Consider the following 24,288-nt stretch of genomic DNA (forward strand, 5'->3'; position numbering starts at 1 on the left):
CGTGGAGCATTCCGCCGAGTTGGTCTTGTGGACTGTATGCCGGCCGACTCGAAGCTGCGTTCCCGGAGGTCGGTCCAGCCAGGTGACTACCAGTAGACCGCAGAAGCGCAGCCACGACGAAGGCGTCTGCTCGGCAAATGATCGAGGTAGCGGGTGAGTGTCCGGCGTAGCAGTCGGTGCTGGCGTGCGGGGGCCCGGGGTGCCCGGTGACGAGCACGACCAGCCCAGCCACCGCACGCGCAGCGTAGGTGATCCCGAGGCCGCGGTCGGCCTTCGGATCCGTCAGCCGAGCCAGGTGGCGAGCTGGGTCATCGCGGTGGCGGACCATCCGAGTTTGAGGTGGTTGAGGCTTAGCGTGGCCGTACCGGCTCGGGTGGTGAGGCCGTCGGAGGCGGTGCAGCTGGCGACGAAGACCGCGCCGTCGGAGGGGCCGGTGTGCTCATTGTGCAGCAGCGCCATGTCCGGAGAGTTGCCGCACAGCTGGTAGACGGCCACGCTCGCCGGGGTGCCCGCGGCGATCAGCGGGGCGACCAGGGAGCCACGGTCGATGGCCCACTGGATGCCGCGGCCGTAGGTGTAGAAACCGGTGCCGCCGTAGTAGGTGGTGTACCAGTCCTGTTCGGCGGCGGGCAGCGGGTAGACGTTGTCCCAGCGGTAGAGCATGTCGTCCGAGCCCGGGTAGGCGCTTCCCTCGTAGCTCAGCTCGGGGTGGTTGCGCCACAGGCCGTAGCAGATCATCTTCGAGTGTGGGGCGGGCGCGTTCAACGTTCCCCCACATTCGGGAAATATCGCGAAATCGTGGGTCCAACCGTGCCGGTAGCCCCAGTCGAAACCCTTGTTCGGCCCGCCCACCAGCAGCAGCTTGCGAATATCGCCCGCGTACGGCGTGCCCCACGGCTGCCGCAGCGAGGAGACGTACATGCGCGCGTTGAAGGCCCCCTTCGACCAGCCGATCACGTCCACCTGCGCCGCACCGGTCTTGGCCCTGATCTTGGCCACCGCGTCGGCTATCTGCTCGGCCCAGTAGTGGCCCTCGCCCGTGACGTGCGGGAACCCGACCGCGAAGACCTTGTAGCCGCGCGCGTCCAGATACTGCATGAGCCCTGTTGTGGGACAGCTGGCCTGGCCGCAGCCGTAGGCCCCGCGGGCGTTGGGGTTGGCCCAGGCCAGGTCGGCCGTCTGGTTGGCGCCGTGGACCAGCAGCACCGGGGTGGCCTTGGTGCCGCTCTGCCAGCCGGGCGCGTGGTAGAGCAGGAATCTGGAGGAATGCGGCCGGGCGACGTCGCCGAACAACCGCTTGGTCTGACCAGAGTGATCACCCCGACCGTCGGAAGGATAGGTCTCGGCCTGGAACCCGGAGGAGTTGTCGCGGTAGCGCTCCACCAGCGCCCAGCCGTTCTCCAGCGAGGTCGTGTAGGTCGCCTCCAGCGTTACCGAAGCGGAGGCGTCCGCTGGTAACGCCGACACCAGCAGGCCCGCCACCAAGGTCATGGCTGCGGCGATTCGCCTGAGAATCATCACATCTCCCGTCAGCTGATCGTGATGTCACCTTCTTCCTCGCAACTGACCGGTGCAATGTGGGCCGCGCCCACCTCGCAGCCCACCGACATGTGGAGATCCAGACTGAGCCGATACCCTCCACCACTACAAGATCGACTAATAGTGGTGCAATCACCCTTTCAGGGCGTCATCGTTCGTTGTAGATGCCTCACGTCTGTACCCGGGTCAGCGCCTGCATGGCGTCATGATCTATTCGCGAGAGGTCGTGGAGGGTTGTGCTGGCCTGGGTAAGGTGCGCTGCGTCGCCGGTATCGCCAGCCTGTGTGATCAATCCGGCTACCTCCGTCCATAGGGTGGCTGCTTCGGTGTATATGCGATGCCCCCGGCTACTCGGCCAGGCGCAGCACTGCGAAAGGATCACCGGCTCCTTACGCCGCGAAGTGCTCGACCGCATGCTCATCCTCAACGAGCACCATCTACGCCGGACGCTCACCCGCTACCTGCAGCACTACAACACGGCCCGGCCCCACCAAGCCCTCGCCCAGGCGGCCCCACTGCGTCCCGTCCCGGATCCGATCATCGATCAAGAGCGAATCGCGAGCTTGACCATACGCCGGAGAGAGCGGCTCGGCGGAGTCCTCCACGAGTACTCACATGCCGCTTGAACTGCATGGACGGAATTTCGGCAGGCGCACCTCTCTCACCCTTTGGCTTCAGTTAGGTTGAGGACCCACTCACAGAGGTCGAGGGCCCGCGGTTACCACGCCGATCAGGCCCGACCTCGCATCGCGGGCGTCTCTCCCCGGAGGCAACGGCCCTGCCCATCCCATAGTCAGGCAATGGGCAGGGCCGCTTTGTCTTTGCCAATGGTGCGGTTTGCTCTCCAAAATTGCGCTACTCCAGGTCCCAGGCAGCGGCGGGGATGACGTATCGTGTGTGGCTGCCGTAGAGCCAGGCGGCGTCCAGTTCCCGGCCGGTGATCCGGCCGACGAGCTGGAACGCGGCGTCGAGTCGCTCGTCCACCGCCGTCTCCCGGTTCAGGGGCAGCCCGTCCAGGTAGCGGTTCAGCGCGTCGGGCTCGGGGCCGAACCTGACGTCGGGTGCGGCCAGGGGGATGCTCGTGAGCGCGCGCCCGTCCACCACGTACTCCATGTCCTCTGGGCCTTCCATTTCCAGCATCGGCCAGCCCAGGTAGAGGAGCGCGCCGCCTTCCGACAGCTCCCGTTGCGGTCCGCCCATCCCGATGTGCAGGCCCTCGTACTGGATGATCAGCGTCCAGCCGGGGGCCTGCTCGCCGATCCACACCACGCCGTCGTCCGCGTCCAGGCCGTCCAGGCCGTCGCCGATCTCCGCCCACACGCACTCGGTGGCCGAATCGAGGTCGGCCCGTAGCCGCGTGGCGGCCTCGACGACGCTCAAGCCCTTGCACCAGACGCCGACGAAGAAGTCGTGCAGTTCGTATTCGTTGAGCAGGTCGTAACGCTCGTTGGGGAAAGCCACGGTCGAGTCCTGTTCGGATGGGGGAGGGAAACGCTCTGGCGCGGCAGGAAGCCGGCCGCGCCAGAGCGGTGTCGCGATCATTCTCGTGGATCGGCTAGTCCACGACTCTCACCCAGAACTTGTTATCAGTGCCCACGCGGTAACGCGAGTAGAACGCCGACAGGTAGCGCCCGTGCCGGTTGTTCTGCAGTTTCGGGATGTACATGATCGAGAAGTTGCCGTTGGCGTCCTTGGCGCCCATTTTGCTGCTGGCGTAGGGGAATTCATCGCATTCCAGGGTGCCGGCGACCGTGACTCCTTCGTTTTCGAGGCGGGTGCGCTCGTGCCGGCACGGTGTGACGATCTTGGCGCGGTTGGCATCCGACCACTCCTTGGCGGCGCTGCCGGGGGAGGCGGTGCCGCGCCGCAGGAAGTTGTCCTTGTCCTCGGGTTCCGTTCCCGTTCCGTAGTCGCCGGGGATGTCCTTGTCGAGGACGTTGCCGTCCTCGTCGCGCCGCTCCGGGCGGGTGGCGTTGGGGAAGTTCATGGCCATGAAGTTGTGGAACGCGGCTCCGGTGATGACGGTGTCGCTCAGCGACATGGTGAAGATCCGGTTGGCGGAGCCGAACACGCACGCTTTCTTGTGGCGGTAGTCGTCCGAGCCAACCTTGTTCCCCATCTTGCTGTTGTCACAGCGGACCCGGGGGACCTGGCTGTACCGGTAGATGCGGTTCTCGGGCTTGTTCCACAACGCGATCTCTCCGTCGAGGGGGCCCCAGCGGTCCTCGTAGTAGAGCTTGGGGGAAATCTCACAGATGTCGATCGAGGCGTCGTCGCCCGCCTTGGGCTGGGAGGTGAACACGTAGTCGTCGTAGGCGGTGCCCGCCCTCCACGTGCTTACCCTCGCCCGGCGGTCGGTGTCGCTCGCCCTGCGTACGCAGTTTCCGCTGTCCTCGCCCTTGGCGGCGGTGACCTCCAGTCTCATGTAGTCGTTGTCGAAATTGGTCGTCGGCTGGCCGTCGTCGAAGGCCCGTACGTCCTTGACCTCGGTCCAGACGGAGATGTCCCGGGGATTGTGGGAGCCGCCGCCGACCACGCCCGACCCGTCGGCGTTGCCGAGGTAGGTGTGCATGACCACGGTCGTCTCGGCGACCACGGCGTCGTCCGGGTCGGGGACGGGGATCGGCCGTCCGGCGGCGACGGACTTCTTCCGGTCGACGTCCCATTCGCCCCAGCCCAGCCACTTGGTCCAGCAGCCGCTGTATGGCTTGAGCTCCCGGAACCCTTCCGCCGTGTAGACCAGCCCGCTGGGCCGCAGTTTGTCGTTGCAGGTTTCCAGGTTGTGCCGTTCGTAGTCGAACCCGGGAACCACGCTCGCGGCGGCCGCGGCCGCGGGCTTCTCCGGGGTCTTGTCGATGGCGAAAGCCGTACGGGCGGCGGGCTCTTCGGCCAGCAGCCCGGTGACCGCCTCGGCGGACAGCGCCCGCTGGAAGACGCGGGTTTCGTCCAGGTCGCCCAGCATGCGGGTGCCCAGGGTCATGGCCGACTCGGCGTGCCACGGATCGAAGCCGATCGGAGCCGTGCCGATCGCCTCCCCGTCCAAGTACAGCGTGGCCGTGTCCGCGCCGGCGTCGTAGACACCGGCGAGGTGGAACCATTCGCCCACCGGCGGCTCAACCCCGGAGAGCACTCCGGCCGCCGTCGCCCCGGCGCTGTCGCCGTCGGCGAGCGTGAACACCAGCCCGTGCTGGGGGGTGTTGCCGAGCAGGAACGGCGCCCGGTTCGTGCCCCGCTGCTCGATGACGCGGTAGTCGCCCTCCTTGTCGTTCCACCGCAGCCACGCGGCGACGGTGAAGCTGTCGTCGGTACGGATGACCGCTTCGTCCGTGACCGCCAGCGGTTCCTCGCCGGGGTGGACGATGTCGATCGTGACCTGCTGCCAGCCGGCCCACGCCGAGCTGAGCTGGCCGGAGACCGCCCGCGCCCGCCAGCGGATCTTCCAGCCGTCGCTCAGCTCTCCGGCGGGGACGGCGAGTGTGGCCACGGTTCCGGAGGCCACGTTGTCGACGCCGCCCGCCCAGATCTGGCCGCTGCCCTGCCCGGTGGCGGCCGGGTCGTGTTCGATCTCAAACTCGGCGCGCAGCGCCTGCCCGCCGGGGTCGCTGACCCGGGCGGCCAGCGACGGGGTCAGCGCGCCGCTGACCGTCGTCCCTTCCACCACCCGCGACGGCGTGAGCGACAGCTCCTGCACCGTCGGCTTGGGCGGTTCGACCGTGACGTGCTGCCAGTCGGCCCAGGCCGAGGCCAGCTCACCCGCGACCGCGCGGACCCGCCAGCGGATCTTCCAGCCGTCGCCGAGCTCTCCGGCGGGCACGCTCACGCTGCCCTCCGCGCCGGAGGCGACATTGTCGACGCCCCCCGCCCAGATCTGGCCGCTGCCCTGCCCGGGGACGGCCGGGTCATGCTCGACCTCGAACTCGGCGCGCAGCGTCCCGCCGACCGTGTTGCTCACCCGCGCCACCAGGGCGGGGGTCAGGCTGGTGGCGACGGTTATCCCGGCCACCTGCTGCGACGGATCGACCCGCAGACCCGTCACCGAGGGCTCAGGCTCCGGATCGGGCAGATCGACCGTCACGTTCTGCCACCCCGACCACGGCGAACTGATCGTGGTCGCCTGGTTGACAGCGCGAGCCCGCCAGCGGACCTTCCACCCGTCGGTCAGCTCCCCGACCGGTACGGCGAGCGTGGCCACGGTTCCGGACGCCACGTTGTTCACGCCGCCCGCCCAGATCTGGCCGCTGCCCTGCCCGGGGACGGCCGGGTCGTGCTCGACCTCGAACTCGGCGCGCAGCGCCTGACCGGCCGGGTCGGTGACGGTCGCCCGCAGATCCGGGGTCAGGCTCGTGGTCACCGTCGTGCCGCCCACCACGAGCGACGGCGTCACCTGGAGCGACCCGACGGTCGGGTTGGGCACGTCCACGGTGGCCAGCTGCCACGCCGACCAGGCCGAGTTCGTCCCCGCTCCGGCGTTGACGGCGCGGGCCCGCCAGCGGACCTGCCACCCGTCCTGGAACTTCGCGGCCGGCACGGTCACCGCCGCCAGTCCGCCGGAGGCCACCGCACCTGAGGACCCCGTCCAGATCTGGCCGCTGCCCTGCCCGGTCGCCGCCGGGTCGTGCTCGACCTCGAACTGGCCGGTCAGGTTGCCCCCGGCCGGGTCGGACACGGTTCCCGCCAGCTGCGGTGTGAGCGAACTCGTCACCGTCACCCCGGCCACCTGCTGGGCCGGGCTGATCGCCAGGCCAGTGATCGCGGGTGCGGAGGCGGGGCCGCTGGTGGTGACGGTCAGCGTCGGCGGCACCCCGAAGTCGGTGTCGTCGGCGCTGGTGAACACCCGGTAGTTGTTGGTGTTGGCCTCGGTCGGGGACTGAAGCACCAGGCCGTGGTTGACCGCGCCGGCCGCTCAGTCCTGGGTCATGCCGGTAACGTTCCACTGCAGCAGGCCGGGCCAGGTGGCGCAGTTCGGATTGATGGCCTTGGTAACGGTCTGGGCGTCCTCGGTGGTGCTGGTGGGCTTGTTGCCCCAGTGGACGTTGTCCGGGTCCCAGGTGCTGGTGAGCCGACGCACCTGGATGCCCGCGCCCACGGCGTTGCCGCAGCTGGGGGCGTCGATGTTGTTGAGCGACAGGGTAGCCGCCGTGACCGTGCTGCCGGGCAGGCCGGTAGTGTCGAACTTTAGGTGCACGCGGTACTTGAGGTTGCCGCTCTGCGTCCCGGCCAGCAGGAACGGGCCGGTCGGGTCGCCCGGCCAGTCCTCGTCGCTCAGCGAGTCGACTTCGACGTCCTGGTGGAGAGGGAGTGTGGTGCTGGGGTCGATGCGTACCGGATAGACGGTCTTCGGGTTTGAAAGCCAGGCGTGGTCGGGTTTGAGCACCAGCTCGGTTCGGCCAGCCCGCTCCACCACCTCCGCGTCCACCGCGCGATCCTCGGCCAGCTGGCGGCGGCCATCCGCGCGTCCGTCCCACATCACCGGGCGGGGCGCCGAGGCCACGACCTTGTCGTTCCGGCCGGTCAGCAGCAGCCGTCCGCCCCTGCCCTCCGACAGCCGCAGACCGGTGTTCTCCACACCGATCCGCAGCTCCAGCGGCTTGTCCGGACGTTCCCGCAGCAGCACGTCATGCCGGAACCCGGTCGGCAGCACGGTCACGACCAGGTCGGCCCCCGCTCCGGCGGCGTCGGCGAAGGTGGCGACGTTGCCCTCGACGGTTGGCCTGGGCAGCGGCGACGGCCAGCGCAGCGCGTAACTCTTCCCGTTCGCGGTCATGGTCACGAACGCGCCGGAACCGCCGCTTGAGACCTCCAGGCTCGCGCCGGAGGCGATCGCCCTCGGTTTCAGCGCGTCACCGTGGTCGACCAGCGAGGTGTCGATCGGCATCCAGGCGCCGCCCACGCGGGTCCGCGTCGGCCCCGAGGTGATCGTGGTGGTGAAACGTTTCCCGTCCGGCTCGGCGCGGGTGACGCTCGTCGCGGTGGTGGCCCCGGCGACCTCGACGGCCTTGCCTAGGCGTACGGCTTCCGCCCGCGCGGCCGCGAACGCCTCGGCCTGCGTGTTGGAGACCGCGTTCCCGGCCTTGCCGGTGATCCAGTTCGCGGTGCCGCTCAGAGTCGCGTCCTTGCCGCGCCCGGAGGAGTCGGCAGCCGTCTCCCCCTCGCCCTCGTCGAACCTCCAGCGCCCGCGCTCACCGCCGTCCACGGTGGTGAACGACCAGGTGTGGGTGGGCAGGGTGTTCTCCCACAGATCCATGGCGCCGGCCACCTCGGCCGTGAACACCGTGCCCTCCGCCAGCGGCGCGCCAGGGGTGAAGGTGAGCTGGAGTCTGGCCTCGTCCACCGCCGTCGTGCCCGCGACGGGGACTCCGGCGGCCGTCTTCAGCTTGAACGTGGCCTCATCCACCGGTTCGCTGAACGTGACCGTGACCTGCTGGTCCACAGGCACCTGGGTGGAGTCGGCCACCGGGCTGACGGCGACCACCGCCGGTGGCTGGTCGTCCCCCACCTCGGGATCCATGGCGCTCCACTCGCCGCCCTCCAGCGGCTCCAGGTTATTCCTGCGCACCTCATAGGCGACGCCTGGCGCGTCGTCGTGCTCGATGGAGTCGGCGACCGTCATCGGGGGCAGGTCCTCATCGCCAGGTTCGAGCGCGTTCGCGGCGGCCTCGTCGTAGGTGGGCAGGCCCGAAGGCCGCTGGTCGAAGCCGAACATCAGCCGCAGCCGCTGCCCCGGCTCGAAGTCCACGGTCAGCTTCGGCGGGTGGGCGCCCGGGCTGCAGCAGGTGTACTCCTGGGTACGGTAACGCCGCCAGTTGGTCAGGTCGTTCTCGTTCCCGGCGGTGAGCTGGAAACCGTAGTTGGGCGCGCCATCCGCCCACTCCTGGACGATCCCGTTGACCGAGTGGATCAGAAACCACTCCTTGGCCGCCCAGCCGCCCAGCGCGCAGTCAGGACTGTAGGCTCCGAGCTCGTCGTCCGAGCCCGCGTTGGTGACCGTCGGCTGCGCGCTCCACTGGAGCGACAACTCGTCCCACGGCGAGGTGATCCGCCGGGCGATGACCCCGGAGCCAACCGCGTCGCCGCAGCTGTTGGACAGGTGATTCCACAGCGTCAGGTCCGCGTTCTGCACCGTGCCCTGACGCAGCGGCGAGTCGTGCGGGATGTCGGGGAACTTGAGGTAACTGCGCCAGCGTACGGAGCCACTATTGGACTTGCCGACCAGGATGCGATCCAGGTTGAAGCCGTCGGCGCTGTACGTCCACGCATCGTTGTTGATGAAAGTGTCGGAGCCGCCGTCGGAGATGTCCGGCTCCCACCAGTCGGAGTCGACCGCCATCAGAGTCACCGGGAAGGTGACTGCGGGGTCGGCGAGGAAGGCCGGGTCGGGGGCGTACACGAGGGTGGAGGCGCCCGGCTCGAGGGTGACGGCGGCCTTACCAAGACGGCCGCCGTCGATCGGGGCGGCCGGGGCCTCGGCGGCGGCGTCCAGCAGCATGCCGGGGCGCAGGTCCAGGATCTTCTCGCCGCCCGACATCAGGGACGGCCGGCTGGCGGCGTCGGCGGTGAAGGACATGCCCTCCGGCAGGTCCACGGGCAGGCGGAAGCGAAGCGGCCCACTGGGGCGGCTCCCAATGACGATCTCCTGGCGGAATCCGGTCGCGGTGGCGGTGACCTGGAGGTCCACGCCCTGGCCGTACGCGGAACGGTAGGTGGCCGTGTTGCCCTTCAGCACGGGCTTGGGCAATTTGGACGGGGCCGACACGCTGGCGGCCGAGCGTTCGGAGTCGCTGCGCAGCAGGGTGCGGTCGCCGCCCGTGGACAGGGCCAGCTCACCCTGGACGGCCTTGGGCTCGATAACGCCGTCACGCTGGATCAGGGTGGTGTCGATGGGGGCGAACCCATCGCCCTTCTTCACGCGGATGGGCTCGGTGTAGAGCTCCATGCGCAGGGTCTTGCCGTCGGGGTTGGCGTAGACGGTGCTGGACTCGGTCCTGTGCTCGGGAATCTCGACGCGCTCGCCGGCCTTGGTGGCCTTGGTCCTGGCGGACGCGATGAACTTGTCGACGACCAGCCCCCCCTCCGCCGGGGGTTTCGGCTCAGGGGCGCCGGCCAGGCGTAACGGCGGTAAGGGTGCCGCCTGCGCCGGAACGGGGGAAAGTCCGGCTGCCAGCGTGACCGACGCCGCCAGGACAGGGATGAGAAAGCCGCGGGCCTTTCGTCGATGTGGAGACGCTGATGGACGCTGTCCCATCGCGGTGAGACTCACAAACCACTCCTTGGGCATGCCTGTAGACCGCACGGTGGTGCGGGGAGATCACATGGACATTGCGCACAAGGAAGCTAACATCCAAGATTCTTTATCGAAATCTTGACATTAGTGATCTTTCGTGCGAATAGGATCCGAACTGGTGAACGATTTTGTAGCGATGGAGTGAGTCCCCAGCAGGTACGCGGCGACGGCATAGGCCGGGGCGTAGAGGAAGAACGGGGTCGCCCCGGCGCCCCGGTAGCAGGTGGACTCGTGGTCACCCAGCGGCGGGCAGACCGAGAGATTCGAGAACAGGGCGACCAGGTTAGCGCCGAGATTGGTCACCGCGAAGATGGCCAGCAGCCAGACCACGGTCCTGGTGAAGTGGCGTTCACGCCACAGCAGCGCGGCGACCACCAGGACGACCGGCACCCCGAAAGCGATCGTGAAGATCTCTACGTGCAGGACGGCGACGGCCACGTCGAAGACTGCCGAACCGAGGTACCCGACGCCGAGCCCCTGCGCCAGCGAGAAGATCCCAATCCCGTCCCGCACGGATATGTCGTAATAAAACAACCCTGTGATCGCGATGAGTGCTCTTCCGACGTACGCCATCACCGTCGGGAACAGCACAAGCGCCACAGGAGCTGAACAACGCGTCCACATGCGTCACAATCCTAGATCCGCCCGCCGCACCGCAGGATCACCCCCGTTCCCTGTTCTGGCAAGAGGCGTTCTGGTCGGACTTGGCCAGGAACGGCGAGCGGCCGAGGATGACGATGCCGGTCACCAGCGCGATCAGGCCCGCGACCTGGCCCGCCAACGTGGGAGGGTCCACGCCCAGGCGCTCGCCGAGCATGGCCACGCCCAGGGCGATAATGGTGATCGGCTCCACCGCGGTGGCGGCCCGGAGGGACACGCGCAGCGGCGTGGTGTCGAAGGCGCTCTGGTTGAGCATGATGCCCACCACCGCGACCATGACCAGGCTGTACGGCTGCCACGCGGTCAGCAGCCAGTTGGGCCCCTGCCCCGCTCACTCCAGCCTCACCAGGGAGTCGCGGATCAGCACGTCCTGGATTCCGTAAAGGATGCCCGCGGACGCCGCGAGGAGCATTGTCTTTCAGACCTGGGGATACATGCGGCTGGCCTTGGCCGCCGGAGACGACCTACGAGTGGTACAGGGCTTGCTCGGGCATGCCAGCATCGTAGTGACCGCGGACATCTACGCGTCGGTACTGCCGAAGCTGTACCACGATAGCGCCCGAAAGACCGCTCGGCTCGTGCTGGTCGCGGCACGCCAGACGCCTCGTGCCGCGAAAGGGGCACGAGCAATCCCAATGTGACTCACATGTGTCCTACGATGACTCTCGCTGTCATCCGGCAACTAGTGAAATGGGTAAAACCGCAGGGTCAAAGGTGGTGGGGCGCCAGGGATTCGAACCCTGAACCTACGGATTAAAAGACGAATTTCTTAGTGTCAATCAATGCCGTAGGCTATCCATTTCTATCATCTCGCCCGGATATGCCGCCGTCAAATGCCCGACGATGATGAGCGATGTTGCCCAGTGTCGCATGCCCATGAGCAACCACCGAGCAACCATCAGCTACCCTATCCGGCTTTACTGAAACACGATCACGTATTCTCGACCTTGGATCTTACGCCAGAGTGTCCGAACTGCCGGGGAAAGCGGACTAATCCCTGAGGTGCCAACAGATATTTGACGGCCTGATCAACAGCACCGACGGGCCGCATGGACGAAGTGGATAGACCAGAGGCCACATTCGGGTTTCGCACCCCACACGCTGTGCGGTAGAGAGCCACTGGACGCGGACGATGTAGACCTCGCGCTGTTGTTCCAGCACGACGTAGGTAACGAGCCGCCCGTCCCGAAGGGCATGATCCGGAGATTTCCTTCCGGCTTGGACGGCTTGCCGGCCCATGGTGCCGTCTCCAGCAGGGCGAAGACTTCGGCAAGGTAACGGACGGCATCAAGGGGTAGAGCGGCGATCTGGTCTTGGGCGATGGGATCCGGCTGGGTGATCGAGTACACCTATGCCTGCACTCCGCGTTCAGCGAGTAGTTCGCGCCAGGTTCTGTCTCCACGTGGCACAGCTTGTCCGTGGTCGGCGAGGTCTTGTACCTGTGCGGCGTGCGCGTACATGCGTTCGCGGCCTGCGGGGTCGTGTATGGAGTCGTGGGCGATCAGCCACCAGGTATGGATGAACTCGTTTAGCTTGCCGAGATCGAGCGTGGCACGCACTTCATCCAGAGTCAGGCGCAGACCTGCGTCGAAAGCCTCGCGATCTTGCGGCACGGTCAAGGCCACGCGGATCGACCGCAAGTTCCTGTCCAGCACGGGTGAGCTCACGTTCGCCAGCTCGTGCGGCTGAGCGCTCATGAGCAATCCCCTTTCGCTGGTCCGCTTCACAGATTACGTCACTGTCGCTTGTGTGAGCCCGCCTACAGCGTCAGCATACTGGGCGAGGTTCTCGGCTACTTCATGATCCGCAGCACCGACGAGTCGACCCGGGACCTCAAAGGCCGCGCCGCTGAAGCTCCGCCATGAAGTTACGCTTGCGCTTGTGGACGGTGCGTAGCCGCTCCAGGTAGGCGTGTCCGTCCGCACCCTGGCCCAAACGATCATAAAGTCTGATGATTTGCGCGGCTAAATCGGCGGCCTCAGCGTAGGCGTCGTTCTTCATCAGCGAGATCTCGCTCTCGGCCAGGCGCTCGTAGACGGGAATCGCCTCGGCAGGGTGAGTTTCCGCCCGCAGCCGAGCCAGTCGCAGCCACTGTTGATCGACGGCGCCGAACTCCTGCGCTGCCTGCCACGCCTCCTCAGCGCTGTTCTCCCACAACAGCACATCCACCAGCACGGAGGGAGGCCACCATCCGGTCAGGCCACTCCGCGCCGTACGCGCATCATGACGCAGCAGCTCCAGCGCCCAGACCCGCAGTTCCAGCCGGCGATCCGGCGACGCCGTCGCCTGCAGCGCTTGATAGATCGCCAGGCATCGGTCGCGCTCGAACTGGGCACGGCGCAGCGCCAACGCCGCCCCGCCCCGGTCGGCGGCGGCGTAGCACCGCATGACGGTATCCGGCCGGATGAGGAGCCTCAGCCGGCGCAGGACGTCGCGTGGCGGCGGCGTCAGGAGGGCGGCGAGGAAGGCTCGGTCCTCGGGCGCGAACCTCGCCCTGGCACCGACGCCGAGTTGCCGTTCGAGGATGGTGATCTGGTGACGCAGGGCGAGGATCTCGACGTCCTTGTCCCGATCTCCCATCGGGAGCAACCGCAGCGCCGCGAAGGTGTTCGTGACGGCGAGATAGGCCAGGCGAAGGAGCACGACCGGTCATCCTGCCGCACTGGCTCCTCTTCAGGAGTCGAAGCCTGCGTACCAGAGAAGTCCTGCAAGGCCGTGACCTGGACGGATGGAATTATCGGCAGGCGCACAGTCCCGCCCATCGACAATGGACGCTGCGACGGGCGGCACTGCTGTCTAGGATCGACATCGATGGCACAAGAACGACACTCAGGCGAGCCAGAACCGGGCGCGACAGACGACCGAGCCGCATCCAGGCCGGTCAGACGCCAGCGCGCCGACGGCCGTCGCAATCAGGCGCGGCTTCTTGAGCCGCATTCGCCGAACACGGCGCCTCGGTTTCCGTACGCGAGATCGCACGGCGAGCGGGCGTCAGCACCGGCACCCTCAGCAGGCACTTCCCGACGAAGGAGGAGCTGTTCAGCGCCGTCGTCCTCAACCGCATCGGGCAACTCGTCCAGCGCGCCGACGAACTCGCCGCCGACAAGGACGCGACCACTGCCTTCTTCACCTTCTTCGCCGTTCTGGTGGAGGAAGGCGCAGCCGACCACTCGGTCGGCGACGCGCTCAGCAGCGCGGGCTTCGACATTCAAGCCACCGCATCGACCGCGAACCGGGATTTCGGGGCTGCCTTGCGCGGCCTGCTGGTCAGGGCCCAGCAAGCCGGCGCGGTACGCCAGGACGTTGATACCGCCGACGTCAAGGCGCTGGTCGTCGGCTGCCTGGCCCGTGAACGTGACGGCATCGACGACGCTGCACGGCAGCGCATGATTTCGATCGTCTGTAATGGGCTCCGCGCCTGTCCACGGCTTGAAGCCCCAGCGACTCATCCCGCATAAAGCGCCTGTGCGCCTCGGTTGATCAACCAGGTCACGGCTCGTCCCAGCTGGAGGCGGTGCGGGTGAACTAACCGTCGGCTTTCGACGTGCTGTTCAGCTCGCGCTCGAGTCTGGGCCAGGCGGTAGAACTCGCGCATTCTCATTCCATCGGCTGCTCCCGCAGGGAACCTGTGATCACCTTGAGAAGGGGATTGATTGACCGTCAGGGTTGCGCGGGGGTGATGTCGGTGTGCGGGAAGTCCTCACCTTTGAAGAGCAGGGGCTGGTCGAGGTCTTTGGCGAGAGCGTAGGCGAAGCAGTCGCCCATGTTGAGCTTGGCCTTGGAGTTGTTGCCCTTGCCGTAGGTCTGGTACGCCCAGCGCGCAATCCTGGCCTGATTGGGTGTTACCGGCTCGATGATGAGGCCCATCTCGTCAACGAGTGTGTCGAAGGCGTTGCGCATGGCCTCACCGCGGTTGTCCGCCACGATGGCCGCTTCGATGGCCGCTTCGATGTAGTTGACAGCCGAGATGCGACACACGGCGACGGCGATGGCGTAGGCGAACGGGGTAGCCTCGGGCTCACCGTTGATGACAGCGATGATGGCGCTGGAATCGATGATCACGCGGGAAGGCCGGTGTCCGGGTCGTACAGGTCTTCAACGGAGAGCCGGTCCTGACCCAGATGGGTTCGCATGCCGGCGGCGATGCTCAGGATGCGTTCGGCTCTGCCGGCGGCTTCGGAGCGGCGTTCCAGCGCATCCAGACGGCGTTCGAGCACTTGAGCGGCGTGCTGGGTTTCCTCGGCCAACCGGATAACCCGGCGGGCGAGGTCATGAATGGGCTCGTGTTCGAGGTCTACGCTCACCGTCGCTCGACTCCCTCCGTCGCGGCGCCTGTGTTGCACCTTCAGCGTAACTGGTGGCCGAGGCTTACTCGCGTCGATGGGCTGCGTCCGTCCGCGTCACAAGGTTCTCGTCGAGTCACGGTTCTCCTCGGGCATGGTGTCGGCAGTGTGTTCGGCAGTGGTTGACCTGGGGGTTCGTGGCTGGAGCATGAGGTCTCGGGCATCCCGCTGACGTGTCGTGGTCCTCCCTCTACCTCATCCTCGGGCGTGTCTCTCAGTTCCTGGTCCTGCTGGGTCGCGGTGATCGGGTCAAGGCGATCGAGATCGTGGTGCTTCGTCATCAGGTCGCCGTATTGCGTCAGGTGAATCGGCCCGATCTCCAGCCGGGGGTTCGGGTCGTGCTCGTGTCTATCGCCGGGTCGGCTCTGCGCGAGGACCTTGCCACCGTGACGTTCGGCGGCGTTGCGAACAAGCGTCAGTTCGGGTTTGCCCGGGTCCTCGGGTGTGATGGCTCTGGCTGATCTTCGGCCACGCCTTCGGTGACGTCTCTGTTAAATCGTGTGGCCGGGGGGTTGACGGTAGCAACCGTGTTGGTGAAGACTCCCAGCACATCGAGGATGTCTGACATCATATACCCCCTTTGGAGACCCTCAATGGCCACACGTGCGGGAGCGATTCCGGCGTCGACCTTCGCCAGTCCTCTGCGATATCGCGGCAACCTCCCGCTGCGCGTCGCGGTCTACAGCGAGGTCGCGGGCGCGATCCGCGGCGGCGTGATCGGCCCGGGGCAGATGCTGCCGTCGGAGCCCGAGCTGAGCTCCGCGTTCGCAGTCAGCCGCAGCGTGATGCGCGAGGCACTGATCCTGCTGGAAGAGGACGGACTGATCCGCAACCAGCGTGGTATCGGGCGGTTCGTCGTCGACGTGATCCCGGCCATCGGGTTGGAGCAGCTTCATCCGATAGAGCGGATGCTCGCCGCTCCCGGCCCGGCCTACTCCGTGCGGCGGAGGAAGGCCAACCTCGAGACCAGCACAGACTTCACGCAGCGAGGGCTGCAGGTGCCCGACGATGCCGTGATTCTCATGTGGGAGAGCCTGATCGTCGGTGATGGCGTGCCGCTGGCTCTCGCACAGGAGTGGGTTCCGGGAGAGGACCGCCTGGCCGTGACCCACCCGGAGCTGAAAGCAGAGCTGCAGGAGCGTCACGCCGATCCTGTCAGCATGCTGGCGGTACTGAGCGACCGGTTCGGGGCCGCTCTGGGACCGAGCTCGTGCGAGGTCTCGGTCAGTACGGCCGGCAGCGAGCGAGCCCATGCCCTCGAAGTGACGAGCGGCAGCCCCATCCTCGTCCTTACCCAACGCGTGCTACTCGACGGCTCGCCCATCTACGTGGCCAAGCACCTCATCACCCCAGAGGCAGGCCACCTCACTGTCGTCCAGACCTCGTCCCCCTGAACCCCCTGGAGCGAGCATGAAAGCTCTGCACCTCGCCGCCCTGCTGGTAGTCCCCGTCATGGTAGTCACCGGATGTGGCGGTGACGGCTCGGCAACGGCCACCGGCACCAACTCCCAGGTCGCGATCAAGCCCGGCGTCGTCACCGACATCGGCGGCCTCGGCGACCACGGCTTCAACGATCTTGCCAGTACCGGCCTCAAGGTCGCGGAAAAGAACCTCGGCGCCGAGGGCCGCGTCCTGGTCCCGCAGACACCGGCCGACTACGCCAACAACCTCAACCAGCTCGCCCAAAGCGGCTTCCAGCCCGTCTTCGGCATCGGTTTCACCTTCACCGACGCGATCACCGCCGCCGCCAAGCAGTTCCCGAACACGCACTTCGGGATCATCGACTCAGTCGTCGAGGCGCCGAACGTCACCTCCCTCGTCTTCCGCGAGGAGGAGGGCTCGTATCTCACCGGCGTCGTGGCGGGCCTCATGACCCAGGTCAAGACCGACTACACCAACCCGGCCGACAAGGTGGTCGGCTTCATCGGAGGTCAGGAGTCCCCGCTCATCGAGAAGTTCGGTGCGGGATACAAGCAGGGCGTACTGTCGGTGTGCCCCGACTGCCAGGTGCTCTACCAGTACGTCGGCACGACGACGCAGGCGTTCAGCGATCCTGGCACCGGCTCGGAGATCGCCAGCAACATGCATTCCAAGGGCGCCGACGTGATCTACCACGCGGCCGGGGCCAGCGGTGACGGCCTGTTCAAGGTGGCCCAGGACCAGAAGTTCTTCGCGATCGGCGTGAACGTCGACCAGGCCCAGACCAATCCGAACGCCCCTGTCCTCACCTCTGTGCTCAAGCGGGTCGACACCGCGGTCACGTCCACGATCGAGGCGCAGACGAAGGGCACGTGGAAGGCGGGCGTCCAGTCGTTCGGCCTGTCCAACCAGGGCATCGCGCTCGCACCGTTCGGCAAGTTCGACTCGGTCGTGCCCGAGAGTGTCAAGACCGCCGTCGCCGACGCCCAGCAGAAGATCGTCGACGGCTCCCTGAAAGCTGCCACGACGCTCGCCGAGGTCGGCGGCAAATGATCCCGGAAGATCGGCGCGACCGCGCCGCCCTGCGCATGAGGGGCGTCACCAAGACGTTCGGGGCGGTCAAGGCGAACGACGGGATCGACCTCGAGGTGCGCGGCGGTGAGGTGCTCGGTCTGCTGGGAGAGAACGGGGCCGGCAAGTCCACGTTGATGAACATCCTGTACGGCCTGCTGCGGCCGGACTCGGGGACCGTCGAGATCGACGGCACGCCGGTCGACATCGCCGGCCCCGCGTCCGCGCTGGCCCGCGGGATCGGCATGGTCCACCAGCACTTCATGCTCATCCCCGCCTTCACGGTCATGGAGAATCTGGTGCTCGGCGCCGAGCCTGCCCACGCGGGGATACTCGACCGGGCCAGGGGCCGAGCGTCCGTCGTGGAGATCTCCGAGCGGTTCGGCCTCGAGGTGGACCCGGACGCGAAGATCGCGGCGCTCGGCGTCGCCGCTCGCCAGCGTGTGGAGATCCTGCGTGCCCTCTACCGCGGAGCCAGGATCCTCATCCTCGACGAGCCGACGGCCGTGCTGACTCCTGCCGAGAGCGACCGCCTTTTCCAGGTCGTCGGCGGCATGGCCAGGGAGGGCATGTCCGTCATCCTCATCTCGCACAAGCTGCACGAACTGCTGGCGGTGACGGAGCGGATCACGGTGATCCGGGACGGCCGGGTCGTCCGCACTGTGGACACGGCCGCCACCACCCAAGGGGAGCTCGCGCGCCTGATGGTGGGCAGAGAGACGGAGCTCGAACTCACGGTGGCGCCCCGGGCCAGATCCGAGTCCCCGATGCTCACCCTGCGGGGAGTGTCCGACCGCGCAGGGCGGGTTCGCGATGTGGATCTGGCAGTCCACGGAGGCGAGATCGTCGGCATCGCGGGAATGGACGGCAGCGGCCAGACCGAACTCGCCGAGATGATCTCGGGCGTTCGCCCGGTGGGAGCCGGCTCGATCGCCCTGGCGGGCGCCGACGTCACCCGCGCGGGGGTTCGTGATCGGCTGGAGGCCGGGCTCGGCTACGTGCCGGAGGACCGCAGCAACGAGGGTCTCGTCCTCGACCTGCCCCTGTACGAGAACGCGGTGCTGCGCCGGCACCGGCACCGCGGTCTGCGTGTGCGCGGCCTCCTGTCGCGGCGTGCGATGCGAGCGGTGGCGCGCCGGCTGATCGAGGGCAACGACGTCAGGCCGCCGCACGTCGATCAGACCGCCGCATCCCTGTCGGGCGGAAACCAGCAGAAGCTTCTCGTGGGGCGAGAGCTCGCGGATGATCCCCAGGTCCTCGTGGTGAGCCAGCCGACGCGCGGCGTCGACGTCATGGCGGGCCATGCCGTACACCGGCGGTTGCTCGACGCACGCGACCGCGGTCGTGCGGTCCTTCTGATCAGTCTCGACCTCGACGAGATCAAGGCACTCAGCGACCGGATCGTCGTGATGTCCGGCGGCAGGGTAGCCGGGGAGCTCGCCCGGGGCGAGGCCGCCGACGAGTCCCTCGGCCTGCTCATGGCCGGAGCCGGAAGCCGTGTGACGACCACCACGGGAGACGGATCGTGATGACGCCGCGCGCCTGGAGGGCACAGGTCCTTCGCGGGCTCGCCGCTCCGGCCGCGGCCGTGGCACTGAGCCTCGTCGCCGGAGCGGTGATCATGGCGCTGTCCGGGGTTTCCCCGGCCGTCGCGTACGTGTCCCTTCTCCGCGGGGCCCTGGGGTCTCCCGAGGCCATCGGCCGTACGCTGCAGAACGCCACGCCGCTCATCCTCACCGGCATCGCCGTGGCCTTCGCCTTCCGCGGCGGCCTGTTCAACATCGGTGGAGACGGGCAGTTCGCGGCCGGCGCCACCGCTGCGGCATGGGCCGGCGTCACGCTCAGCCTGCCGCCGGTCATCGGGCCGGTGGCCGTCCTCGCCCTGGGCGGGCTTGCCGGCGGGCTGGTGGGCGCTCTCGCCGGCGCGCTGAAGGCCAGGTTCGGAGCCCACGAGGTGGTCACGACGATCATGCTCAACTTCATCGTCGCGGACCTGTCCACGTGGTTGCTGCTGCACCCGCTCTCCGCGCACAGCCAGGTGCCCGGATCGGACTTCGCGCTTCCGTCGAATCGGCTGCCCATGATCGGCGGCGGCCTCGCCGGCGCGCACCTGGGGCTCGTCGTCGCGCTGGCCGGCGCCGTCGTCGCCTCGGTGGTCCTGTGGCGGACGCCGTACGGAATGGAGTTGCGCGTCTCCGGGCTCGCACCACGAACGGCCCGTTACATGGGCGCATCGCCCACAGTCGCCGCAGCCGCGGCACTCGGCGGTGGCGGGCTCTTCGCCGGGCTCGCCGGGGCCGGGGAGGTCCTCGGCACCTACGGCCACATGACCGTGCCATTCGTGACCAGCCTCGGCTACCTCGGCATCGGTGTGGCGCTGCTCGGCCGCAACCACCCGGTCGGGTGCGTCGCCGGCGGGCTCGTCCTCGGCGCACTGTCTTCCGGAGGTCAGCAGATGCAGTTCGACGTGGGAATCTCCGCCCACCTCATCGACGTCCTGGTGGGCATCGTGCTGCTCTTCGTGACGGTCCAAACTCTGCGCAGAAGGACCGGGCCTCGGCGGGCACGCGCCGCCCGGCTCGCCGTGGGAGGGCGATGATGCTCGATCTGACCGAGCTGATCGCCTCGACACTCCGGTTCGCGGCCCCACTCATCTTCGCCGCGCTGGGCGGAATCCTCTGCGAGCGCGCGGGAGTCGTCAACATCGGCCTGGAGGGGCTGATGCTCACCGGCGCCTTCTTCGGCGTGCTCGGGTCGTATCTCACCGGGAGCGCCTGGGCCGGGCTGCTGTGCGCGATCGCGGCGGGGACGGCGCTCGCGCTGGTCCACGCGATCATGACGATCCGGTTCGGCGCCGACCAGATCATCTCGGGGACCGCGCTCAATCTGATCGGCCTGGGAGGCACCAGTTATCTCCTCACCCAGGTGTACGGAAATCCGGGCAGCTCCCCCCAGGTGGCCGGTTTCGTCAGCACGCCGGTGCCGGTTCTGAAGGACATCCCCGTCCTGGGCCCGGCTCTCTTCGCCCAGTCGTGGTTCCTCTGGGGGGCCCTGCTCTGCGCGTTCGCCGTCTGGTGGTTCCTGAATCGCACCGTCACCGGTCTGCGGCTACGGGCCTCCGGCGAGGCGCCCAAGGTTCTGGAGGCGGCCGGCGTGCCGGTGCTCCGCCTGCGCTACGGCGCCGTCGCGGCGTCGGGCGCCCTCTGCGGTGTCGCCGGTGCCTACCTGTCCCTGTGCCTCCTCACCGCCTTCTCGGAGAACATGACGGCAGGCCGCGGCTTCATCGCGCTGGCCGCGGTCATCTTCGGCGGCTGGAATCCGCTGCGGAGCATGGTCGCCGGCCTATTCTTCGGCTTCGCCAGCGCGCTGGTGATCCGGCTGCCGCAGGACATGGTCGACGCGCAGTTCCTCAACATGATCCCGTACATCGCGACGATTCTCGCGTTGGTGGTCTTCGGTCGTGGCGTCCGTGGACCAGCCGCCGCAGGCGTGCCCTATCGGCCAGGCACGGGCGGGACGGCCAAGAAATGATCTCTCAGCGAAAGGGAAGCGAATGAGCACCGAATTGGTGGACAAGTCAGCCGTCGGGGTCACCGGGCCGCAGTACCACGTCGGCGTCCAGGCGGGCCAGATCAGCGAGGTCGTCTTGATGCCCGGAGACCCCTTCCGCGTGCAGTTGATCGCCGATCGGCTCGAGGACCCGGTGGAGGTGGCGCACCAGCGTGAGTACCGTACGGTGACCGGCACCTACAAGGGCCGGAAGATCACCGCGTGCTCCAGCGGCATGGGCTGTCCTTCGACCGCGATCGGCGTCGAGGAGCTGGCGCGCGCGGGGGCGAAGGTCTTCATCCGCGTGGGCAGCACCGCGGCGCTGCAACCGCACATCAGCGTGGGCGACCTGATCGTCAGTGAGGGGTCGTACCGCAATGACGGTACGACGCCGGCGTACGTGCCGCTCCCTTACCCGGCCGTGCCCGATTTCGAGCTCACGATGATGCTCAAGCAGGTGGCGACGGAGTTCGGCGAGGAGCGCGGCTTCGCCGCCCACGCCGGGCTCAACGCCACCGACGACGCCTTCTACGCGGAGTCGCCGGAGTGGATCGCGAAGCTGTCGTCGATGGGGCTCGCCAACGTCGAGATGGAAAGCTCCGCCATGTTCGTCGTCGCGCGACTGCGCGGCCTGCGCGCCGGCATGGTCTGCGCGGTCTCCGGCAACCTGGTGACGGGCGACGTCGTGTACGGCAAGGCCAACGAACGGCTGCACACGGGCTGGGAGCACAGCATCGATGTGGCCCTCGAGGCCGTCTACCGTCTGGGGCTGTAGCCGTGCTGCTCAACCTGCACACCCATCTGGAAGGATGCCTGCGGCCGGAGACCGCCGCCGAACTGGCGAAAGCGGCAGGACTTCCCGAACCGGACGCCGGCTGGGAGGCCGCCCTGCGGATGCGGGAACGCGCCGACCTCACCGTGTTCCTCGCCCACGTCGCCGCCGCTTATCCCGTGCTCGCGCACCTGGACGGCATCGCCCGCGCGGCCAGGGAGGCGGTCGAGGACGCCGCGGCCGACGGTGCGTCCTTCGTCGAGCTCCGGGTGGGACCCAGCACCCACGCGGGACCCGGCCGGTCGATCTACGAGGTGCTGAAGGCAGTGTGCGAAGGCGTCGCCTCGGCGCCGATACCGGCCGGGGTGGTGGCATGCCTGCTCAGGCACGTTCCCGAGCACGTCAACATGGAGGTGGCGGATGCGGCCTGCCGGCTGGCCGGGGCCGGCGTCGTCGGCCTCGACGTGGCCGGTGACGAGCTTTTGTTCCCCGCGCTGGAGCCGTACGTCGCCGCCTTCGCCATGGCTCGCTCGCACGGGCTCGGCGTGACCGCCCACGCGGGGGAGGCCGCACCCGGTCATGCCGTGCGGGAGGCCGTCGACCTGCTCGGCGTCTCGCGAATCGGGCACGGCAGCCGGGCCGCTGACGATTCCCGGCTGCTGGAGTGGGCCGCCGACAAGGGGGTGTGCTTCGAAGTGTGCCCCACATCCAACGTTTTGACGGGTGCGGCGCCCAGTCTGGCGGAGCATCCGATGCACCGCTTCCTGGCCGCCGGATGCAGGGTGGTACTCGGCGACGACGACCCCGTAACGACAGGAGTGCGGCTCGCGTCGGAAGTGCGGGCGCTGGTCTCCGAAGGTGGCTTGCCCCCCGCGGCACTGGACGGCATGGCCCGAACGGCGGTCGAGGTCGCGTTCTGCAACGACGGTGTCCGGGCGGAACTGCGCCATGCCCTCGAGAGAGGGGATCCGAGCGGAGGACTGATCACGAGGCGTTGATTCTGGCGGTGGCCGGGCTCGGTCCGGCCACCACACACGGCCTCACCTCGCCGTGATGAACGTGAAAGGTGTCATTATTCGGCTCTGGCTGGTGACCTGGGCTGATGCGGTGGCTGACGTCGGGCATCCTCGACGCCTGTGGTGTTCCGTCTTATATATCTGATCTTCTGTCGGGTGGTCGGCTGGCTGTGCCTGCTGGCGCGCGGTGACGACTCCAAGGACCTGGAGATCCTGGTGTTGCGTCACGAAGTCGCGGTACTGCGTCGTCAAGCCGGACAGCCACGATTGTCCTGGCCGGACCGGGCGATCTTGTCAGCCCTGACCCGTGGGCTGCCGAAAGCGCTTCGGGCGCACCGGCTGGTCACGCCGGGCACGCTCCTGCGCTGGCATCGCCGTCTGGTCACTCGGAAGTGGACTTACCCCAAACGAGGCCGAGGCCGCCCGCCGACCGATCCTGAGATCGTGGCGCTGACCGAACGCCTGGCCACAGAAAATCGATCCTGGGGCTATGAACGGATCCGCGGTGAACTGATGCGCCTGGGATATCGGGTAAGTGGTTCAACGGTCCGCCGGATCCTCAAGCGTGCCGGCCTCGGGCCGGCGCCCCGCCGTCACGACGATCGGTGGCGGGACTTCGTGCGCATCCACGCCGCCAGCACGCTGGCATGCGACTTCTTCGCCGTCGATACCGTCACCCTGCGCCGGCTCTACGTCCTGTTCGTCGTGGAGGTCGGCACCCGAATCGTGCATGTCCTTGGGGTGACCGCCAATCCGGACGGCGCCCGGGTAGCCCAGCAGGCCCGTAACCTCGTCATCGACCTGGGCGACCGTGCGACCGCAATGCGATTTCGGGTCTGCGACCGGGACGCGAAATTCACGCGGGTCTTCGATGATGTCCTGGCGGACAACGGCACCAAGGTGATCAAGATCCCGCCCCGGGCGTCTCGAGCGAACTGCTATGCCGAACGTTGGGTGCGCACCGTACGAGCCGAATGCGCCGACCAGATGTTGATCTACGGCGAACGCCACCTGCGATCAGTCCTGCAAGAGTACGCCGATCACTACAACGCGCATCGCCCGCACCAGTCCCGCCAACAACGGCCACCTGATCAAGACGAGCAAGTTGTGGTGCCGCTGGAAGGCTGGATTCAGCGCCGAAAGGTGCTCAGCGGAGCGATCAACGAGTACCACCGAGCCGCGTAACTGACCCGATGAAACGCCAGCTCAGACCCCGTGTTCGAATTTGAAGCGGTACAGGTGCAGGGCCAGATCGGGCACGCCAGCATCGTGCTGACCGCCGACACCTACACCTCGGTGCTGCCGGAACTGCGCCGCCAGGCGGCCAGGGCGACGGCGCGGCTGGTGCTGTCGGCGGCGCGCGGAACCGCCCGGAAGGTGCGCCGGGGGCGGTGCGGCTGGATGACCCAGGTGTGACCCATCCGTGTCCCAGGTCATGATCGACTGATCTGCCGTGCGGGAGAACTCCCAGGTCAGCGGTGGTGGGGCGCCAGGGATTCGAACCCTGAACCTACGGATTAAAAGGTCAAAATGCCCGCTGGTGGTGCGCGATGTTGCCCCGTATCGCCTGCCAATGAGCAACCGCCGAGCAACCGTCAGCTACCCTGCCCCGGCTTTACTGAAACCCGACCGCGTACC

At 67.7% G+C, this 24,288-nt stretch carries 22 protein-coding genes; 12 read left to right on the forward strand and 10 right to left on the reverse strand.

The genetic code is table 11. From position 1 onward, the window contains the following. Nucleotides 1–282: 282 nt before the first annotated feature. On the reverse strand, nt 283–1,518 hold the full coding sequence (locus tag Acor_RS32235) for an esterase/lipase family protein (protein WP_155340557.1): 1,236 nt from the start codon (nt 1,516–1,518) through the stop codon (nt 283–285). A 335-nt stretch (nt 1,519–1,853) separates the two neighbouring features. On the opposite strand from Acor_RS32235, the gene Acor_RS32245 reads away from it, so the two are divergent. Further along, nucleotides 1,854–2,165 (forward strand): transposase, encoded by a 312-nt coding sequence (locus Acor_RS32245; protein WP_246239438.1) that lies wholly within the window; start codon nt 1,854–1,856, stop codon nt 2,163–2,165. Nucleotides 2,166–2,394: 229 nt separating this feature from the next. Here Acor_RS32245 and Acor_RS32250 read toward each other — a convergent pair whose 3' ends face one another. From Acor_RS32250 to Acor_RS43535, 7 genes are all read right to left on the reverse strand, one after another. Next, entirely contained in the window at nt 2,395–3,000 is a 606-nt protein-coding gene (locus Acor_RS32250) for a DUF6461 domain-containing protein (RefSeq protein WP_155340559.1), read from the reverse strand. Between the two features lie 94 nt (nt 3,001–3,094). Beyond that, complete coding sequence (locus Acor_RS32255) at nt 3,095–6,415, reverse strand: LamG-like jellyroll fold domain-containing protein (RefSeq protein ID WP_155340560.1); 3,321 nt, start codon at nt 6,413–6,415, stop codon at nt 3,095–3,097. Nucleotides 6,416–6,442: 27 nt separating this feature from the next. Further along, on the reverse strand, nt 6,443–9,796 hold the full coding sequence (locus tag Acor_RS32260) for a DNRLRE domain-containing protein (RefSeq protein WP_155340561.1): 3,354 nt from the start codon (nt 9,794–9,796) through the stop codon (nt 6,443–6,445). 108 nt (nt 9,797–9,904) lie between these two features. After that, complete coding sequence (locus Acor_RS32265; protein WP_155340562.1) at nt 9,905–10,333, reverse strand: hypothetical protein; 429 nt, start codon at nt 10,331–10,333, stop codon at nt 9,905–9,907. A gap of 148 nt (nt 10,334–10,481) precedes the next feature. Further along, entirely contained in the window at nt 10,482–10,757 is a 276-nt protein-coding gene (locus tag Acor_RS32270) for a DMT family protein (protein WP_155340563.1), read from the reverse strand. 1,072 nt (nt 10,758–11,829) lie between these two features. Continuing rightward, on the reverse strand, nt 11,830–12,177 hold the full coding sequence (locus Acor_RS32275) for a DUF6247 family protein (protein WP_155340564.1): 348 nt from the start codon (nt 12,175–12,177) through the stop codon (nt 11,830–11,832). A 136-nt stretch (nt 12,178–12,313) separates the two neighbouring features. Continuing rightward, nucleotides 12,314–13,123 (reverse strand): hypothetical protein, encoded by an 810-nt coding sequence (locus tag Acor_RS43535; RefSeq protein ID WP_218034610.1) that lies wholly within the window; start codon nt 13,121–13,123, stop codon nt 12,314–12,316. A 329-nt stretch (nt 13,124–13,452) separates the two neighbouring features. Between Acor_RS43535 and Acor_RS46445 the strand changes: the two genes are divergently transcribed. Next, nucleotides 13,453–13,938 carry an SbtR family transcriptional regulator gene (locus Acor_RS46445; RefSeq protein WP_155340600.1) on the forward strand — a complete coding sequence of 162 codons (486 nt, stop codon included), beginning with the start codon at nt 13,453–13,455 and terminating at the stop codon, nt 13,936–13,938. A gap of 202 nt (nt 13,939–14,140) precedes the next feature. Here Acor_RS46445 and Acor_RS32290 read toward each other — a convergent pair whose 3' ends face one another. After that, a complete protein-coding gene (locus tag Acor_RS32290; RefSeq protein ID WP_155340565.1) occupies nt 14,141–14,542 on the reverse strand; it encodes a type II toxin-antitoxin system VapC family toxin in 402 nt (133 codons plus the stop codon). Next, complete coding sequence (locus tag Acor_RS32295; protein ID WP_155340566.1) at nt 14,539–14,784, reverse strand: hypothetical protein; 246 nt, start codon at nt 14,782–14,784, stop codon at nt 14,539–14,541. The genes Acor_RS32290 and Acor_RS32295 overlap by 4 nt, the downstream gene beginning before the upstream one ends. Nucleotides 14,785–14,996: 212 nt before the next feature. Here Acor_RS32295 and Acor_RS32300 point away from each other — a divergent pair, with 212 nt between their 5' ends. From Acor_RS32300 to Acor_RS32345, 10 genes are all read left to right on the forward strand, one after another. Further along, on the forward strand, nt 14,997–15,284 hold the full coding sequence (locus Acor_RS32300) for a hypothetical protein (protein WP_155340567.1): 288 nt from the start codon (nt 14,997–14,999) through the stop codon (nt 15,282–15,284). Between the two features lie 132 nt (nt 15,285–15,416). Beyond that, nucleotides 15,417–16,217: a GntR family transcriptional regulator gene (locus tag Acor_RS32305; protein ID WP_170317180.1), complete on the forward strand. Its 801-nt coding sequence runs from the start codon at nt 15,417–15,419 to the stop codon at nt 16,215–16,217. 16 nt (nt 16,218–16,233) lie between these two features. Next, the gene (locus tag Acor_RS32310) at nt 16,234–17,295 is read left to right on the forward strand and encodes a BMP family lipoprotein (protein ID WP_155340569.1); all 1,062 of its coding nucleotides are present in this window, start codon (nt 16,234–16,236) and stop codon (nt 17,293–17,295) included. Next, nucleotides 17,292–18,842 (forward strand): ABC transporter ATP-binding protein, encoded by a 1,551-nt coding sequence (locus Acor_RS32315; protein WP_218034611.1) that lies wholly within the window; start codon nt 17,292–17,294, stop codon nt 18,840–18,842. The genes Acor_RS32310 and Acor_RS32315 overlap by 4 nt, the downstream gene beginning before the upstream one ends. Continuing rightward, the gene (locus tag Acor_RS32320) at nt 18,842–19,912 is read left to right on the forward strand and encodes an ABC transporter permease (RefSeq protein ID WP_246239447.1); all 1,071 of its coding nucleotides are present in this window, start codon (nt 18,842–18,844) and stop codon (nt 19,910–19,912) included. The genes Acor_RS32315 and Acor_RS32320 overlap by 1 nt, the downstream gene beginning before the upstream one ends. Further along, complete coding sequence (locus tag Acor_RS32325; RefSeq protein ID WP_155340571.1) at nt 19,909–20,844, forward strand: ABC transporter permease; 936 nt, start codon at nt 19,909–19,911, stop codon at nt 20,842–20,844. The genes Acor_RS32320 and Acor_RS32325 overlap by 4 nt, the downstream gene beginning before the upstream one ends. 22 nt (nt 20,845–20,866) lie before the next feature. Continuing rightward, entirely contained in the window at nt 20,867–21,637 is a 771-nt protein-coding gene (locus Acor_RS32330) for a nucleoside phosphorylase (protein WP_155340572.1), read from the forward strand. Nucleotides 21,638–21,639: 2 nt separating this feature from the next. Next, a complete protein-coding gene (gene add / locus Acor_RS32335; RefSeq protein WP_170317181.1) occupies nt 21,640–22,632 on the forward strand; it encodes an adenosine deaminase in 993 nt (330 codons plus the stop codon). A gap of 138 nt (nt 22,633–22,770) precedes the next feature. After that, a complete protein-coding gene (locus Acor_RS32340; RefSeq protein ID WP_155340574.1) occupies nt 22,771–23,835 on the forward strand; it encodes an integrase core domain-containing protein in 1,065 nt (354 codons plus the stop codon). Nucleotides 23,836–23,865: 30 nt separating this feature from the next. Then, entirely contained in the window at nt 23,866–24,066 is a 201-nt protein-coding gene (locus tag Acor_RS32345; protein WP_155340575.1) for a hypothetical protein, read from the forward strand. Nucleotides 24,067–24,288: the final 222 nt, after the last annotated feature.

This window comes from Acrocarpospora corrugata, from assembly GCF_009687845.1.
Lineage (GTDB): Bacteria > Actinomycetota > Actinomycetes > Streptosporangiales > Streptosporangiaceae > Acrocarpospora > Acrocarpospora corrugata.